Origin of the sequence: Desulfosarcina widdelii (assembly GCF_009688965.1) — a bacterium.
GTDB lineage: Bacteria > Desulfobacterota > Desulfobacteria > Desulfobacterales > Desulfosarcinaceae > Desulfosarcina > Desulfosarcina widdelii.
Map to the genome: position 1 here is coordinate 5,203,795 of NZ_AP021875.1, position 17,130 is coordinate 5,220,924.

At 43.8% G+C, this 17,130-nt stretch carries 12 protein-coding genes; 9 read left to right on the forward strand and 3 right to left on the reverse strand.

The genetic code is table 11. From position 1 onward, the window contains the following. Window positions 1-326 precede the first annotated feature (326 nt). The 9 genes from GN111_RS23960 (at window position 327) to GN111_RS24000 (ending at window position 13,367) form a co-directional block, all read left to right on the forward strand. Entirely contained in the window at window positions 327-1,640 is a 1,314-nt protein-coding gene (locus tag GN111_RS23960) for a hypothetical protein (RefSeq protein ID WP_155306172.1), read from the forward strand. A gap of 595 nt (window positions 1,641-2,235) precedes the next feature. Then, window positions 2,236-3,435: a porin gene (locus GN111_RS23965; RefSeq protein WP_155306173.1), complete on the forward strand. Its 1,200-nt coding sequence runs from the start codon at window positions 2,236-2,238 to the stop codon at window positions 3,433-3,435. A 120-nt stretch (window positions 3,436-3,555) separates the two neighbouring features. Further along, window positions 3,556-4,113, forward strand: a complete 558-nt coding sequence (locus tag GN111_RS23970; RefSeq protein ID WP_155306174.1) for a hypothetical protein — start codon at window positions 3,556-3,558, stop codon at window positions 4,111-4,113. Window positions 4,114-4,726: 613 nt separating this feature from the next. Further along, entirely contained in the window at window positions 4,727-5,185 is a 459-nt protein-coding gene (locus tag GN111_RS23975) for a hypothetical protein (protein ID WP_155306175.1), read from the forward strand. Between the two features lie 154 nt (window positions 5,186-5,339). Next, a complete protein-coding gene (locus tag GN111_RS23980; RefSeq protein WP_155306176.1) occupies window positions 5,340-6,350 on the forward strand; it encodes an ATP-grasp domain-containing protein in 1,011 nt (336 codons plus the stop codon). A 265-nt stretch (window positions 6,351-6,615) separates the two neighbouring features. Beyond that, window positions 6,616-8,601 carry a B12-binding domain-containing radical SAM protein gene (locus GN111_RS23985; protein WP_155306177.1) on the forward strand — a complete coding sequence of 662 codons (1,986 nt, stop codon included), beginning with the start codon at window positions 6,616-6,618 and terminating at the stop codon, window positions 8,599-8,601. 247 nt (window positions 8,602-8,848) lie between these two features. Then, on the forward strand, window positions 8,849-9,820 hold the full coding sequence (locus GN111_RS23990; protein WP_155306178.1) for a formylglycine-generating enzyme family protein: 972 nt from the start codon (window positions 8,849-8,851) through the stop codon (window positions 9,818-9,820). A gap of 106 nt (window positions 9,821-9,926) precedes the next feature. Then, the gene (locus GN111_RS23995; protein ID WP_155306179.1) at window positions 9,927-13,130 is read left to right on the forward strand and encodes an Npt1/Npt2 family nucleotide transporter; all 3,204 of its coding nucleotides are present in this window, start codon (window positions 9,927-9,929) and stop codon (window positions 13,128-13,130) included. Between the two features lie 96 nt (window positions 13,131-13,226). Further along, window positions 13,227-13,367, forward strand: coding sequence for a hypothetical protein (locus GN111_RS24000; protein ID WP_155306180.1), 141 nt, complete (start codon window positions 13,227-13,229; stop codon window positions 13,365-13,367). A 269-nt stretch (window positions 13,368-13,636) separates the two neighbouring features. Here GN111_RS24000 and GN111_RS24005 read toward each other — a convergent pair whose 3' ends face one another. The 3 genes from GN111_RS24005 to GN111_RS24015 all read right to left on the reverse strand — a co-directional run bounded on the left by GN111_RS24005 (window position 13,637) and on the right by GN111_RS24015 (window position 17,117). Further along, window positions 13,637-14,041 (reverse strand): hypothetical protein, encoded by a 405-nt coding sequence (locus GN111_RS24005; RefSeq protein WP_155306181.1) that lies wholly within the window; start codon window positions 14,039-14,041, stop codon window positions 13,637-13,639. Between the two features lie 509 nt (window positions 14,042-14,550). Then, the gene (locus GN111_RS24010; protein WP_155306182.1) at window positions 14,551-15,030 is read right to left on the reverse strand and encodes a hypothetical protein; all 480 of its coding nucleotides are present in this window, start codon (window positions 15,028-15,030) and stop codon (window positions 14,551-14,553) included. Between the two features lie 473 nt (window positions 15,031-15,503). Further along, on the reverse strand, window positions 15,504-17,117 hold the full coding sequence (locus GN111_RS24015; protein WP_155306183.1) for an HD domain-containing phosphohydrolase: 1,614 nt from the start codon (window positions 17,115-17,117) through the stop codon (window positions 15,504-15,506). Window positions 17,118-17,130 lie beyond the last annotated feature (13 nt).

Below are 17,130 nucleotides of genomic sequence, written 5' to 3' on the forward strand. Positions count from 1 at the left end.
CTGGTGCAAAAAACCTACGCGGTAAGATGCCCTATCGACTCCCCGTACTGTGAAATTTCTACACGACATCTGAACGAAACACGCGAAAAGCGATTGGTTCGAAGGGAACCGCCAAAATGCTTTAAAGTTCTCTAACCATTCAAATTCAATAGTAATCGCCTACTGTCACTCATTATTTAGATTGCTACCACCGCTTGGTACCATCGAATTAGTGCTTTTATGGCACATCCATTGCTCAATGTAGTTTCAGACGTCGACCTGGTGATAGACAGATAAATAACCAAAGCCATCTAATAACCATCAACAAGCACCGGAGGATAATCGAAATGATACTTCTAGAGGGAAAGAAGCATCAGAGCAATAACAACAGGAAAAATGTAGCAATAAGTGCGGTGAAAAATTATTGCAGTAGTTTGTTGTGGGTGTCACTTGTACTGACCATGACAACAGTACTTGTAACCGGTTGTGGCGGAGGGAGTGGCCACACGGATGCTGGCATGGGGACTGGAACGGGATCAGGCTTGGTATCGGGGACTTTTCTCGACAGCGCAGTAGAGGGCCTGCATTATCAAACCGCAACCCAATCCGGATTTACCGATATGAACGGTACCTTCTTTTATAATCAAGGCGAAACCATTCGCTTTTTTATGGGCGATGTTATGCTTGGTGAAGCGCCGGCAGACCAATATATGACACCGGTAGATCTAGTGCCCGATGCTATCGACGAAATGCATCCCATGGTCACCAATATGAGCCGCTTGCTGCAAACTGCCGATGAAGACGGAGATCCTTCCAACGGCATCTTTATCCCGGCAGCCGTTGATCAAGCAATGATGGGCAGCAGCCTTTCGTTTGACATGCCGATTGAAGATTTTGCCAATCACGCAGATGTTGTCATGTTCATGGACGCATTGGATACGATAGGTGGAGGCTATGCAGGTCGTACGATGACCGCGGCGGAAGATGCCCAGGCTCACATGCGCAGCACCCTTGCTGATATGATGCGGATGATGGGTGGTAGGCGTTCGGTTAACACTGGTGTTTTTCTGGACAGTGCGGTGGAAGGACTTTCCTATGAAACCGCCACTCAGTCCGGCGTTACGGACATGGATGGTACATTTTCCTACATGGACGGTGAATACGTTCGATTTTACATGGCGGATGTCTTGCTCGGCGAGGCCCCGGCCGAATCATTTATGACTCCGTTGAATCTGGTTCCGGGCGCGTTAGATGAAACCCACCCGACAGTGACTAACATCAGCAGATTTTTACAGACCATGGATATTGACGCCGATCCTTCCAACGGTATTTTTATCCCTGGAACCGTGATTACCGAAATGCAGGGTCGTCATATCGATTTTAATATGTCCCCAGACGCCTTTGGAATTGACGCAGAGGTGAGCATGCTGATGGACACCCTCGGTGCCATGGATCCAGCTTATGCTGGACGGATGATGGTCTCCACTGATGCTGCGCAAACACATATGGGCAATACGTTGGACGGGATGCCTGGTGACAATGGCGACACAATGAACAGTGGCAACGCAGGCAACGGCATGCCTGGAGGAAATGGCAATGTCTCTAATGGTGGTGGCATGATGAACGGCGGCAATTTCTCGAACGAGGGCAGCATGATGTAACTAACGTTCCCGGCCGATGGTCGGCAATATATATCTCCCCTGCTGGCGGTTGACAGCACATATCTTCCTTTACTGTCAGGCAATCAGCACAATCCACAAGATGCTGGGCCTGGGTTTGAACCCTGGCCCAGGGCATCATTGTAACCACTATAAAAAATATTGACACAGAGTGGTATATTTTGCAATGTTTAGTAAGCGTTTTCATTATCTCATACTATATCTACATCCCCGCGAATTATGTAATCAGCAGAATTTTGAATGCCATTGTAAGCGAGAAGAAACTACGCGCCAACGCATAAATATTTCACACTTGAAATTGTTCCTTTGAGAAATTTAATAAAAAGGTTGCTACCTTTTTAAGTTCCTCGCAAAAATGGATGATTGACAGAACCATCCAAAAAGAACGCAGGTACCTGCATACTGAATTGTTGCTTAAATCGTAATTCAATCCAAACTGTTATCCATTTTCCATTTTGGTCGATTATTCTTCCAATCGCATGACTAATCTTAAACCCAACTAAATCCGTCCGTCGAAAGGAGGTTATTGCTGACGGAAAATATCGAAAAATCTATAATCAATCAAAAGGAGGATCCGATGAAAAGAAGACGATTCATTATCATTTTGATATTGATTCTTGTTCCAACCATTTCCTTTGCAGGAGTAAAAATGAAAATTGGAGACGAAACCGAAATCGATCTTGGCTTCAGGCTTCAGACCCAGTTTATTTCATGGGACAATAAGGGCGGTACTACGGGTGACAGCGAACAATTATTTAATGTCCGCAGGGCGCGTTTGCGTCTTGGTGGCAAGGTCACCAAATGGATGAATTTTTTTCTGCAGACTGAAAAGGGCGGAGGTGCGGATGGATCAGGCTATGATATGCGGTTGATCGATGCCTTCGTCACTTTGAATTTGCATCCGTTGGCCCATATTTATATGGGTGAAAACATGGCGCCGGCTGGTCGGCAACACACAACCTCTTCCGGTGCGCTCATGGCTATCGACCGTCCCGGCATCACCAACTACAACCTGACCTGGGGCCTCAACGGGCGGTTCGGTTTCAACAACGCCAGCCTGACGGATGGCAACCTAGCCTTGTCCAACGACGAGTCTGTCCGCGACAACGGCGCCACGTTGTTCGGATCTTCATCTGTTGCTGAAATGTTTCACTTCAAATATTATTTTGGCGTATATGATGGTATCCAAGCCTCAGGAGAGGATAAAGAACGATACACTGCTCGATTGCAAGTTAACTTGTTTGATGCCGAACCGGGCTATTACAATTCATCGACATATTTAGGTAAAAAGCGTACGGTCGGACTAGGAGTTTCCTATGATACGCAGGACGACATTGCCACTGATGCCGTGCAGGGAGCTACCGGTTATACATGGTATTCTGTTGATGTTTTCGCTGATTTGCCCTTAGGGCCGGGTGCGGCAACCCTTGAGGCCGCATACAGCGATCTGGATTTGGACGATGCTACCCAGCTTAATGATGGTACAGGTTCCCAGAATGCCCTGGAAACCCAGGGTAACGGCTGGTATGCTCAGGCTGGTTATTATTTTGAAAGTCTAAAGCTGCAGCCATGGGTAGGATATGAGAAATGGGAGTCCGATGCGGCTGACGGTACTGGTGGCTGGGACGGTTGGAAGGCCGGCTTGACCTATTTCTTTGATGGTCACAACGCCAATATCAAAGCGGGATACGAAAGCGTAAAAACAGAACAGCCGATTGGCGGTTCGAATGAAGACACTATCAACTCCTTCATAGTTGGTTTTTATATTACCTATTAAACGGCGTACTCCATGGTAATGTCGGTGCCGGGAGCGTTTCAACGCCTCAGCACCGGCATCACTTGATTCTGGTGACACGAAGCCTAATATATGTGCTGACGATTTGAAAGGAGTTTTACAATGATCATTTCTTGTACAAGCGATCATCGACTCTTCTTTTGGAGCCTGCTTTTGTCCTTTTTTATTTTCTTTGGTGATGTGAGTGATCGCATTACCGTACAGGCGGCTGAAGAAGTGACTCTATCTGATAAAAAAGTGAATGTTGCGGATTTGATAGAACAGTTATACATTGAGATTATCGAGCAAGTGGACCAGAAAAAATTACCGAAGAAACGTCGTTCCAGGGCCGAAATGTTGAAGCGATCTTATGAAAAACGGCAAATTCAACTTGCCGCAGATTTGGAAATTCTAAAAATCGACGCCTTGGCCGCATCGGATGACAAGATCGAGATTATAGAAAAACTTATTAATACCGCTATTAACAAAGAACGGGTGACGTTTGAATATCTAATTAATTTGCAAATACTGCGCAATCCATCCGCCAAATTTGAACCGATAACCGTTACACATCTGCCTCCATCAACATTCGATCAACCACATGTAAATAATAGCGGAGACAAATCGGAATTTACTATCAAATGGGTTCCTGATGATGTTAATTCCGGGGTACATGATTAGCCGATTATTTGATAGCTTTTAATAAAGATGTGGCCCAAAATGCCTTGAGAATATCATGATTTAAGAGCAAATGTTTTCTTTCGCGCATCGGCCATGAAAATCTCAAGTCTCACTATTCTTCCAACATGATTTCCATCCAAGCAACCTATTTTAACTATGCAAGACTCAAAACCTTTCTTCGCTGAAATCTACAAATAATGCTGTTGATGAACTTTCGGAATCTGTTCACTGTTCCTGTGGAAGTTGAGGCAAGTGCGATGTGTCCAAGACACTTGCTTTTCGAAGGCACCGGTAACGTCGGTACGGATATCGAAGAGAAAGCGATGGACGGCCTGTTTCTAATCCGTGATTAATCTAACATCACGAGCCGGTCCTTCTTTTTTTGGCCAAGTGTGTAAAAAAGATTCACTTGTGCTGACGGTCTGCAATTATACTGTGTAACTATTTCGCCCTTCATTTTATATGCTGGTTGTAAATCCAGAAAATCTACTAATGTAATCAGTAATACGTTTATAAACGGATAGTTACTTGTAGGAAACCAACTTGGCATCTACCTTGCTGTCACTATTGGTAGGATTACTGACATGGTTCATTCTTAATGGAGGGACGAAAAATGAAAAAATATAACTCTATATTATTCAATATGTTTCTAATCAGTTTTGTATTCTTTTTTACTGATGCCGTTGCTGAACAGCGGATGATCACCTTCGAAATGGGAGAAAGTGGCCAAACCGTATCTTTCCCCATGTCTCAGGAAGAAATAGCTTATGCAGATAGTGTGACTGCTTATTCAAATTCGTTTAAAAAAGCGGATGACACTATGGGGAAAGACTGGGTTAATAGAATAGAATTGCCAGAAAGCGGACAATTTGTTGAATTTCCAATGACAGAAGAGGAGATCCAAGAAGCGAAAGAAAAGGCGGCAAAAGAAAAGTCTAATATCAATCGTCGAAAATTGAATGAACCTAACGTTCGCGGGAGCAAAGCTGAAATTGTTGAAATGGCCGATGGGTACACAATTGTATTTTACGATGATAAACCTGCTAAATGGGGTTATTATCCAATTCAATAGCCTGAGCTTCTATTAGTAGACGGACGGTCCAATCAAACCATTTAAAGAAACGATTCATTCAATTTTTTTAAAATGATTCTATGTGATCATACTAAATTTAATAAAAAACAAAATAAAACTTTCAACAGGTCGAAAGCAAAGGTCAGGCTTCACTATGAAAATTGCATACTTGATGGATCCACTGGTAAAGATACAGCCTGAAAACGAGACCACCAGTCACCTGATGTATGAGTGCAATGAGCGGGGACACACGGTCTTTTTTCTGGAACCCCATGACGTATACATCCGCAAGGATCAGGTAGTCGCCCGTATGCGTAACATAACGGTAAAACCGGGTCTCGGAATGACTAAATACTGGCAGGCGATCATCCGTTGCACCAGGCAGGACAACCTTATTTTCGAAGCCATCACTGATCTCGATGCCTTGTTTTTACGCAGCAATCCCCCACTCAATTACCAGACAATGGAGTTCTTGCAGACCGTCAATAATCACGTTTTTATCCTGAATAACACCACAGGTCAGATTTTAGGTAACAGCAAGCTTTACATCCTCAACTTTCCTGAAATAATTCCTGAAACCCATGTGTCCAGGGACCCCACCCGTCTGCGCAAAATTATCGATGATTTCGGTGGGGCCATGGTTGTTAAGCCCCTGCAGCGTTTCGGAGGTGAAGGGGTGATCAAGGTAAGCACCCGCGACCGGATGAACCTGAACTCGCTTATCCACTACTACGTGCGTGCCTATGAATCATATGCCCGCCGTGAACCCATCATGGTTCAAGAATACATCAAAAGCGTCAAGCAAGAAGGTGACATCCGCATAATGCTTCTCAACGGTGAAATCCTCGGCGCCATGCGCCGCAAACCCAAAAAAGGGGACTTTCGTACCAATGTGCATGCCGGCGGGGAGGTGTTCGCTCACCGGGTGACAGCGCGTGAAATGCGGATCTGTGAGGTTATCAAGGACAAACTGATCGCCGATGGACTTTATTTTGTAGGTATTGACATCATTGACGGCAAGCTGGTTGAGGTCAACTGTGTCAGTCCCGGCGGTATCCCCAGGATCAACCAGTTGAACAATGACCGCCTCGAGCATAAAGTCATCGATTTCATCGAGCACCGCATCGACGCCGTCACCCACTTTTCCCACAGGAATGAGGCCTGAGCATGAGATCTTTAATAAGGTATTGTATGAACAATACTTGTTTAGTTTAAATTTAAACTTAGAACACTATTTAAACCTATTCAACATTTTTGATTAATGCTTAATTAAGTGGGGTTAGATTAACTTGGTCGGAAACCACAATTATTAAAGGTTCTTTCGTGGCTGATCATACATTTTTTATGCGCAATATTTACACAATTGTTTTTTGACAAAAAATGAACATTAAATAGAGCAAATGGCATATCGATTGCCGTAAATGTAAAGCATGAAGAAACTTGATACAATCATAATATTTCCTCCTCCAATGGATAGAATATCCCGTGTTTATCCAGCGCCCCATTTTTTATCTTCATACATGAGTAGGAATGGCTTTTCTGCTGAACCATTAGATTTAAATATTATTGCACTCAGCAGGCTCACAAGTAAATATTTTATAGATGAAAAACTTAAGCTGTGTGAACATACAAAAAAGAGGTTAGAAAACGTAGGTATTGATTCCAGGTTGAAAAAAGATCAATACTTTTCCTGTTTAAGGTCGATTGGAAGGCTTAAGTACGGCAATCAGATGGAATTTAATAATTGTCGAATAAAGAATTTGATGGAGATGGAGATATCCGGAATACGTTATACAAGGATATATATTGATATATTTCGAGAAGTATTTGGCGTCTTCTATAAAAATAAAATACCGGCTCTGAATGACATCGAAACCTATTTTAAAAATCATGAAGCACGTATATTGAAGGATTTATTAAAGGATCAAATACAAAAAAAAATAATTGACAGAGGTGTCCCGATTGTAGGTTTTTCTATCCCATTTGCGCAGCAGTTTATTCCAGCCCTGATACTGGCTTATGAAATCAAAAATAAAATGCATGATGTTCATATTTGTTTTGGTGGTCCAGTTATAACCTTGCTTTCTGATCAATATCTGAAAGACTTAATTAGAACATCACCTATTGACTCCTGTGTTAAATATGATGGGGAAATACCTTTACTTAAATTGTTAAATTTTATATTACACGGTAAACCGATTGATGAACCAAATTGCTTTCTATCCAATAAATCATCTGTGTTAACTCCAATCGTATTTAAGTCATTTCGCGTAAGAACAGCGTCTCAGCGCCATAAGCACAATAGATTACAAAAGAAAAATATTAAACAATTACCAATGGAAACACCAATACCAATTGCGCAGTCAACAGGTTGCTATTGGGGGCAATGTTCATTTTGTGACTATATTAATCTCCATGTTGACAAAGTATATCGGTCTAGGCCAGTTAAAGATATTATAGACGATATCAAGTACTATATAGATATGGGTTTTTCAAACTTTCGTATGTTGGCAGAAGCAATCCCTCCGCGGCACGCAAACGAAATTGCAAACAACTTGACAACTAATAATATTGATATTAAATGGCATTCTTTTTTGAGAGTGGATAACGGTTTTTCAATTAATATGTTAGAAGCAATGAATAAAAGTGGTTTCAGCTGCACTGTAGGAATGGAACATTCAAATAATTGTGCTTTGAAAATCCTCAACAAAGGATACAATCAAAAAATTATCAGGAAATTCTTTGAAAAAATTCGCATAGCATCTCTATCGGAAAATCATTTGAATATTATAGTTGGAATGCCCGGCATAACGTATGCGCAAGAAATGGAAACCTTAGAGTTCTGCAAGGAATATACAGATATTTTCAATCAATTCAAATGTAGCATTTTCACTTTAACCAATACATCTGAAATGGGTAAAAACCCACAAAAATATGGTATAATAATAAATGAAGATGGTAAAGCAAACAAATTTAATTCTCATGGGCGAATATCGTCAATCAATTTTTATGACCCAAATGGAATGACAAGTGAGGAAAAGCATGAAATTCTTAAACTCTATGAACAATTGAATCAGGAATTACGATCTCAAATACGTTTTAATGGATATCGTAATCTAATTCTAACTGCTCGGACCGGTGCTTATTTGGAAGACATATACTTTATTTTCGATAGACTATCGTTACAACAAATGGTCAATTTAAATACTAACAATAACGATGGCTATTTCGTCGTTAATATGTCTGCGTCACGACGTCACCAAGTCATTATAGATAAAAAATTGTCTGATATGATAAATATCTTTAAAGACAAGAAATTTAACTTCAAGGATATCATTGAATTTACGACCGATGAAAATATTGCACTGCAATACCTAAAAGAAATGGTCAATGGATCTTTGGTTAATGTTGTTTAGGAACAATATACTATTATGTTTTAACTCAATAACATAAAAATGGGAACGGCACATTCAAACTGTAACATTTAGAAGAATTTTTCAACATATTATTCTCGATACGGAAAAACAGTCTTGTGAAGTTAGGCACTCAATAAAAGTCTATTATATAATATACTTTTGGGTGCCAGCATCTATTTATTTTTGAGATGCAACCATTAAAAATTTAAGACAGTGTATGTTATAATAACAATATATAGGATAAACGATGCAGATTTACCATGTTATTCCAATATCAATAAGACAGGACTTGATGGTTAAACCCCAATGTATAGCTGTGAGCTTAAAAACCTTCCTGTCGGGATTTATCATTACGATGATCGGCTCCTTAAAAACAAATATTAAAGGGCTTTTTTTAGTCTGTTTGTTTTTGATCAGTACGCTGCCGGCAATTGCGTCCGAAAAGATGGAAATCAGGGTTGTGAACACTATCGGTATGGAGTTTGTCCTCATTCCTCCCGGTGCATTTGTCATGGGCAGCCCTGCTGAGGAAGCACATCGAGACGTCTCAGAACTTCAGCATCCAGTGACTATCAGTCGTCCGTTTTATATGCAGACCTCCGAGGTCACAGTTGAACAGTGGCAGACAGTAATGGGTAAGCGGTTCATTGGTCGAAAAAAGGGGACAGGAGATATGCCGGTGGTCAAGGTTTCCTGGCATGATTGTATTAAATTTATAGATAAACTTAATCAGATCACGGGTGATCGTTATATGCTGCCGACCGAAGCGCAATGGGAGTACGCTGCCCGGGCGGGTGCTGCAACAGCTTATTTTTGGGGGGACCAGATTGAGTGTTCCCAAGCTATGTTTGCTAACAACCCCAAGAAATATGATCATTGTGTCTCCGCTAACGTCGTTGCAGGGCTGGAACCCGGGCAACCGGCGCCCGTGAAGAGCTATCTGCCCAATGCATGGGGGCTATACGACATGCACGGGAATGTGTGGGAGTGGTGCGTGGATCTTTTCAGCCGCTATCATGCTTCCCCGGTCGTCGACCCTCGCGAAACTCACTCTGGGCATCATCGGGTGCGCCGCGGAGGCAGTTGGTTCGGACCGGGCTATTCAATCCGCAGTGCCAACCGCGCCCACGGCCACCCCATGAGCCGGTTACAAAACACTGGTTTTCGACTCGTGATGGTCCCCCCTGGCCTGCCAGAGAAAGCCGATCAGTCCCCATAACCTGGCTTCAGCCCCATGAGCATATTTTGTTTTTGCCATGCTCACCCCGGGCACAAGGCGCTGAAAGGGATTACACACATTGGCAATTCATGGAACAATAGGCCGCTTGTTTAACATCTACGATGAGGAGATTGACCTACTCCTCTGGACGGTTGCCTTGCTGTTCCTGGTTCGCAGTTCCGGGATTTTCCTGAACAACTACGCTGAAACAGCCTTCCTGAAACGTTATGGTGTCGAGTACATGCCCCTCGTGAACATGGTCAACGCGGTGTTGACCTTCTTTGTTATGGGGGCCATGACCGGGTTCATGACCCGTCTGCCCGGCGCCAGGCTCATGGCTCGGCTTTTCAATTTTTGCGGACTGTCTGTCGCTGGGATTTGGGCGGTTATTCCCTTTGGGATTGATCTGGTATATCCTGCTCTGTTCATGCTCAAATCCCAGTACGAGGTCCTCTTAGCGCTGCTGTTCTGGAACCTGGCCAACGATCTATTCAACACGCGACAGTCCAAGCGGCTCTTCCCGCTGATCACCGCAGGCGGGGTTATCGGACAAATCTTGAGTAGTTTTGCAACCCCTGTGGTGGCGCGCTGGCTAAACTTGGACAACCTGCTTTTGGTATACATGGGTACCGTTTTGATCGGAGCCTGGGTCGTACACGCCATGGGACGACGTTTCCCCACGCTGCTGTTCCAACAAACCACAGCGAGTGAAAAACACACACACCGCTCCCTAATCGAGGAATTTAAAACGGTTCTACCACTGTTGAAATCTTCAGTTTTGGTGAAAATATTAGTGGTAGTCGCCTTCATGGCCAACGTGGTGATTCCTATAATGAACTACCAGTTCAACTATGCTGTAAATGAACAGTTTGCCACAGAAGCAAGTTTGATCGAATTTTTCGGCTATTTTAGGGGTGTGCTGAACATTGTCAGTCTAGTGATCCTGCTCTTCATGGGTAAACTCTATGACCGATTCGGGTTGCCAGTGGCCCTGATGTTCCACCCCTTCAACTATCTGCTGGTGTTTTTTGCCTTCCTTTTTCGGTTTGATGCCGTTGCAGCCATGTATGCTCGCATGTCCGCCAACATCATCCGTACCACCATTAATATCCCGGCTATGGCGGTAGTGACTGGCCTGTTCCCGGAATCCTACCGGGCCATGATCCGGCCTTTTCTGCGGGGTACGGTTGTTCGTATCGGCCTGTTTTTAGGATCCGGCTTCATTTTACTTTCGAGTGACCTGTTCCACCCGCGCTACCTTTCCCTGGTGGCGATGCCCTTTGTCCTCGCCTGGGTTGTCGCTATCTATATCCTCAAGCGCCAATATGCCGGAATCCTATTAGGCCTGGTTTCCGATAACAGAATCGATTTCCGCTCCCTGGATGCCAGTGAACTGAGCCAGGTGTTTCGGGATAAACAAATTCAAGAAAACTTTGTCCAGCGATTCCATCAAGCATCGGGAGAAAACCGCCTATGGCACGGCCGACTACTACGATCCATCTCAATCCCGAATTTTGACACCCACCTCATCGCGACCTTACGCGAAGAGCAAGACATGCAAACCCGTATTGGACTTATCGAACTGCTCTCCAATCAGGCGGGGCCGGTGGCTGTTGAGGTGTTCAACGAACTGATTGAGACAGGGGAGCCTGATCTGGCCGTGGCTTTGATCGAGGCCGGCCACCGAATTTCACCTAAAACGTTTGCCCCTTTTAACCGGCGCATTTTCGAATCGTCTCTTCCCATTGAAATCAAGGCCCGTGCAGTAGGCTCTCTCTACACCTTGGAACAGGCCCGGTTCGGCCCGCTTATCGAGACTTGGTTGGTATCTGAAGATGCCGGCACATGCAGCGCGGGTGTCATCGCTGCCGGGGTATGCCGGGATATGCGTTTTGCTGAGCAGCTGAAGACGCTATTGAGGAGCCGCGATGATGATGCCATGTTGCTTCTGATCTTGAACAGTCTCCGCTCCATCCATGTGAGCGGACTCAATCCCCTATTGGTGCATCGGTTATGGGACCCCGATCCGCGGATGCGGCGTGCCGTGCTAGAGGTTTACCTGATCGAAGATGAGGCCTCCCTGAAAAACGTGATTGCGCTACTGGGGGATGATTCTGAGGATATCGTCAAGGTTGCCCGTGAAAAAATTAAGTCCGCTGACTACCAGAACAATCTGCGGTTGATAAAATCTCTATCACTGCCACAGAAAAAGGTGAGAGAATCCCTTTTTGACCTGCTGAAGGATATGGCCATCAAAGATTTGGACGTCTATCGCTTTGTCCAGCTTCAAGCCCGGACCTGCTATCAACTGACCGCTCAGGCCAAGGGGATCAGGCAGCTCTCCGATGAAGCCCTGAATGAGTTGTTGGCTCTCCATCTGGACGAACGGGTCTGGTTTACCCTTCAGACGACCATACGGGTGCTGGCGACACAAGACCGTTCAGGCCAGATGAACCAGCTTGCACAAGGCATCTTCTCTACCGATCAACGCCAGCGGGCGAACAGCCTTGAGGCGATGGATGACATTCTGGATAAAAGCATCGTCCGTTATCTAATGCCTTTGTTGGAACACACCGATCCAGCCGAACGTATAGCTGCCGGCAGGCGGCTATTCCCCGACGATGTGGAGGAACAATCTAAGCTGGCTCTTTTTGAGAGCCTGCTGAAGAGTAGAAACTGGGTGACTTTGGCGCTGACGCTCACCATGATGCGAAAACTAAAGATCTCACCGAAAACTGCTACCCGAATTGAGATCTTGGCTGGGGATTCCAACCCACATGTGGCGCTGCTGGCCAGACAGTTAATGGGAAAGAGGTCTGACCACCGATCCGGAGAGGAGAATGAAATGGAAACGACAGGTTCGATTCCACTGACTGATAAGATCATGCACCTTAAAGGGATTGAAATTTTCGCCGATCTGTCTGTCAACGAGTTGGCCAGCTTGGCCACGGTAACCAAAGAGGTGACCGTTGACGCAGGTAGGCAGGTGTTCATGGAAGGTGAACGGGGTGACACGCTTTATCTGGTGTTGGAAGGTGATGTAGCCGTGATCAAAGGCCGTAAACTGGAAAAAGAGATCGAACTGGACAGTATTGGTGCCGGAGACTACTTCGGTGAAATGGCTTTGTTCGGTGATGATCGCAGGTCGGCAACCATCCGGACAAAAAAGAAGTCCCGGTTTTTGACTCTGCACAAAGTGGAACTCCAGGATATTGTACGCGAATATCCCCAGATCGCGATGCATGTATGCCGAATTCTCAGTATACGAATACGACATCTACATAGTAAGATCGTCGATCAAATCTGTTAATCCTGAAAATATGATCGTGTTAGAAAGATCCTATTGAAATCGCGCTGTTTCCTCAGTTTCAACATGATTTCATTCGTCCCTAATGCTTTCTGTTTTTTGACGAGCTCTCCTCGGCTAAACCGACTGGTTCCTGATGCCGACCGCTGGCATCAGCCGCAGACCACACCGCAGCCGGTGGATGCCGTGGTGGTCAACATCCGCGATCCCGACCTGTTGTGCCTCTCCGGCTGCGTCTAGAAACCGAAAAGGAAATCATCGATTAATTTTATAATTCAGTATGCTTTATTGACTTAAAGACAGAAACCCGGTTGATTACAGCAATGTAAATGAAGGCAGGATGAAAGCAGGCCAACTGATGAAAATGCTGTTAGAAGCCAAAGGCGATATACCTATAAAGCCCAGTTCACCAAAGATAAAGGCCCGAAGAATACGCCTCGCGCAACTGCAGGCCTTCATGCAATCGATAAAATTGATTATCTGGGACCAGTCATTTTGAACAACTGCGATCATGGACAGATAAAAGTAAATCCAGCAATCTGGTTTGCGCTGTTGTTGGCCACCAATTTGTTTAAATCGCAAAATTCACTGGTTGACATGGATCCGGTACCGATATCCACCGTGCTTTTATTCGTTAATACTAGTTTATGGTTTTGCTCCACTGCCCTGGCTACCATCACTTGCCGGATAGCTTGAACATCAGCCCAGTTGAATTCGGCGACCCGTACTTCTCTGGGCCTTTCCGTGGCTATAGAAGCAGGTGGTTGATAATCTCCACTGACCATTTGCTTCAGGGTGTCAAACTCGGATTGATCCATCCTTCCCAAACCAATATCCACGCTTCCTGCCATGGCGACTCCCGCCACCATCATGATTGCCATCGTGGTTGCTACTATATGAAATGAGCTATTCATGGTAACCCTCCTTTGTTAGCAGTTAATAGAAGCTCTTGAAAAAATCCGCTTTGACTGGGCGCCTTCTATGTATTCTCTTTTACTTTAAATAGAGCATTAAATATGCCAACACAGGAAAGTATTTACTTATTCTTCTTTAAGCTGCCAAAATTATGGCTCTATGTTCATAGTTTAGGATTCATAACTACAACAAAACGATAAAACAATCCTGTGAAAAATCCTCTCGGTATAGCCAGCAATCACTGGGATATAGTGAGTAATTTTTTCACATCTATTCTCGCATTCCACCATACCGTCCTCCTCTTTAATTCAAACCCTACCTACGACATCTTAAACAGCAGATAACATGAGCTCCTGGCTGTTTCGTGAAGAAAGGCGTCAAGTGTCCTTTGGCGACCAAACATAGGAAGAGGTTTGCTACGGCTTGCTTCATCCTAATGCTGAGGCAACCTGGTGCCTTTTTCTTTTTAAACAGTCTTTCGATTTATCCAACCCATCAGACTGTCCAGTCAACGGGGCCCACCTCCGCGGTTTTCTGGATTTCTATACAGCACTTCCACCGTCCGGTTTTGCTGATCAACACTCACGCTGTATTGGTTGACGGTGGAAAACCAGACGCCGATAATATTTCCGTCAGGGTCTAAAATGTTGTAACCAGCGGGATAGTAACGGTAATTACCGTATATGTTCCCGGCCATCTTCCTGAGTTGTTTTGGTTCCGGTTCAAAAGGGACCCAATATCGCGATGGAACCGCGTATCTACGATCAATACCGATAATAGCATAAGGCCTGGTATTCCTGCCCGCATAGAAATACTGGTAATCGGGTTGGTAATCACCTTGACGAAAAGCCAGACCCACTTCGGCATTCTTTTCGAACCGGCCATAATTTTTCGTACATCCGGCAACCACCACCATCAATGCGGCGATAATAATCAACCCGGCAACGCGGGAATTGATATTTAAACTGTTGGGTTTAGAAATTGACATGATGACCTCCTTTGTCATAAGGACGAACTACCATCTGACCGCAATAAATAGGCACTAAGGTTAGCATGTACTTTGCTCTATTTATGGTGAAAAATACCAACCTCCTTTGCGTTAGAGTTCGGGTTCAGAATATTGGAGAGCAATTAATGTACCATTAGAAAAGTCAGATTTATTATGCACACTTATTTAGCCTTCATGGATATAATCACCTAAGGATTTTAATACCTTTTGGAACATTCTATATTGAAACGATATTTTGTTGAATATATTGGATTGATTTTTTAAAGCAATTCAACAATTACTGCAAAATAAGTTCGCACCTATGGTGGCTACAATCGCAACTTGACGTGCAGTTATTGAGCGATGGGCCAAAGTACTTAGGACGGATTATAAGAAAGTTTTGATAGGGTTTCGTTAAAGCAGAAGGATAAATATAGGACGGTTACATATTCGGCATTTGGATTAGGACTTCGTTAAATCCAACTTAATCCATTTTGCGTATTCTTATAATCATTATATAAAAGTTTTGAAAACATTTTTTCGATGGTTAAAAAAGCGTTCACAATATCTGGATCAAAATGTTTGCCACTCTCAGATTTTATTTTATTTATCACTTCAATGTGGCTAAGTGATTGTTTGTAAGGCCTTTCAGACCTAAGTGCATCATATACATCGGCGAGAGCGAAAATTCGTGCTTCCAACGGTATATTTTCCCCTTTCAAGCCTTCAGGATACCCTGTTCCATCGAATCTTTCATGATGAAATGCGGCTATATTTTTGGCCATGATGATAAATGGCTGGTGTATTCCATATTGATCAATAATGTCTTGAAGCACTTTGCCCCCTATTAACGGGTGTTGACGCATTTCTTGAATCTCTTCGTAGTCCAGTTTGCCCGCTTTCAATAAAATTGAATCTTGAATTCCAACCTTTCCGATATCGTGTAAGGGTGCCGTTTCATAAATATTCTCTATAAACTCTTTGCTAATTATGTTTGCATATTTATTACTTTTCTTAAGCTGTTTTGCCAATTGCATGGCAAAGGTCTTTGTGCGCAATAGATGTGCTCCGGTCTGTGGGTCTCTTGAGTCAGTCAACTCCACTAACGAAGTGACAATTGCCATTTGTGCACGGTTTCTTTCGTTGAGTCGTCTAATGTCAATGTTACTGAGAACTATTACCAGCCCAATAAAAATGATAAACAGCATTGCAGACAACCATATCAGTCGCTGGAGCGCTGTCTTTAGTCCGATGTGGTGGTGGTAGAGTCCAATAACCAATTGTCGTCCGGAAAACAGGTTTACTGTTGAGTAATGAATGGTTTCCGTATCCGAAACCACAAGCTTTCCTTCTTGAGTGTCGAGATGGTAGCCTTGCGTCTTTGCCGTTAACGACCCATCGGCTCGTAATGAAAGGACCATACCCGATTTGGTCTGAACAAACATGTTTTTGGGTAAAATCTGAAAAAGTTTGGAAACATCAACTGTTACAATTAGAAGGCCTCTTTGCTTTCCATTATTATCAAATAGTGAAGAAACAATACGAATCACAGCAGATGCGGAATCTTCAACGGTGCCGTGGTCCACATTCAAATCGATCAGCGATATGTAGATATGATCTTTACGGTATATGGCTTCTTGAAAAAAGTTTTTACGTTCTTCGTTATTCAGGTTTTCTGGGGCAACTGTAAGAGGTTTGCCGTCCGGTTTGGTATCGATTCTGAAAACTTCCCGACTGTCGGCGTCGAGAATGCGAATCTGATAGATCTCTTCAGATGCTCTGGAAAAATTATGGATTAATCCTTGAACCTCGGTTTGGTACCGCTCGGATTTAAAGTCGCTGTTGGCAAAATTTCGGACACTGGTCATATCACGTATGAAGAACAGGTGGTGCTTGAAATTGGCGAAAAAGGACTGGACGATTATCTTACCAACATCTAGCTCAAGAGACGCGGTTTCATGTCGCCACCGGCTTTCCCTATCATAGATTCGACTGACACCAAGATAAAGCACAACTGAAAAAAAAATAGCGATCAAAAGTACTATTGCGAAAAAGACCTTGTTTTGTCGCAAAATATTTTTGATCACACCTACAATCCTC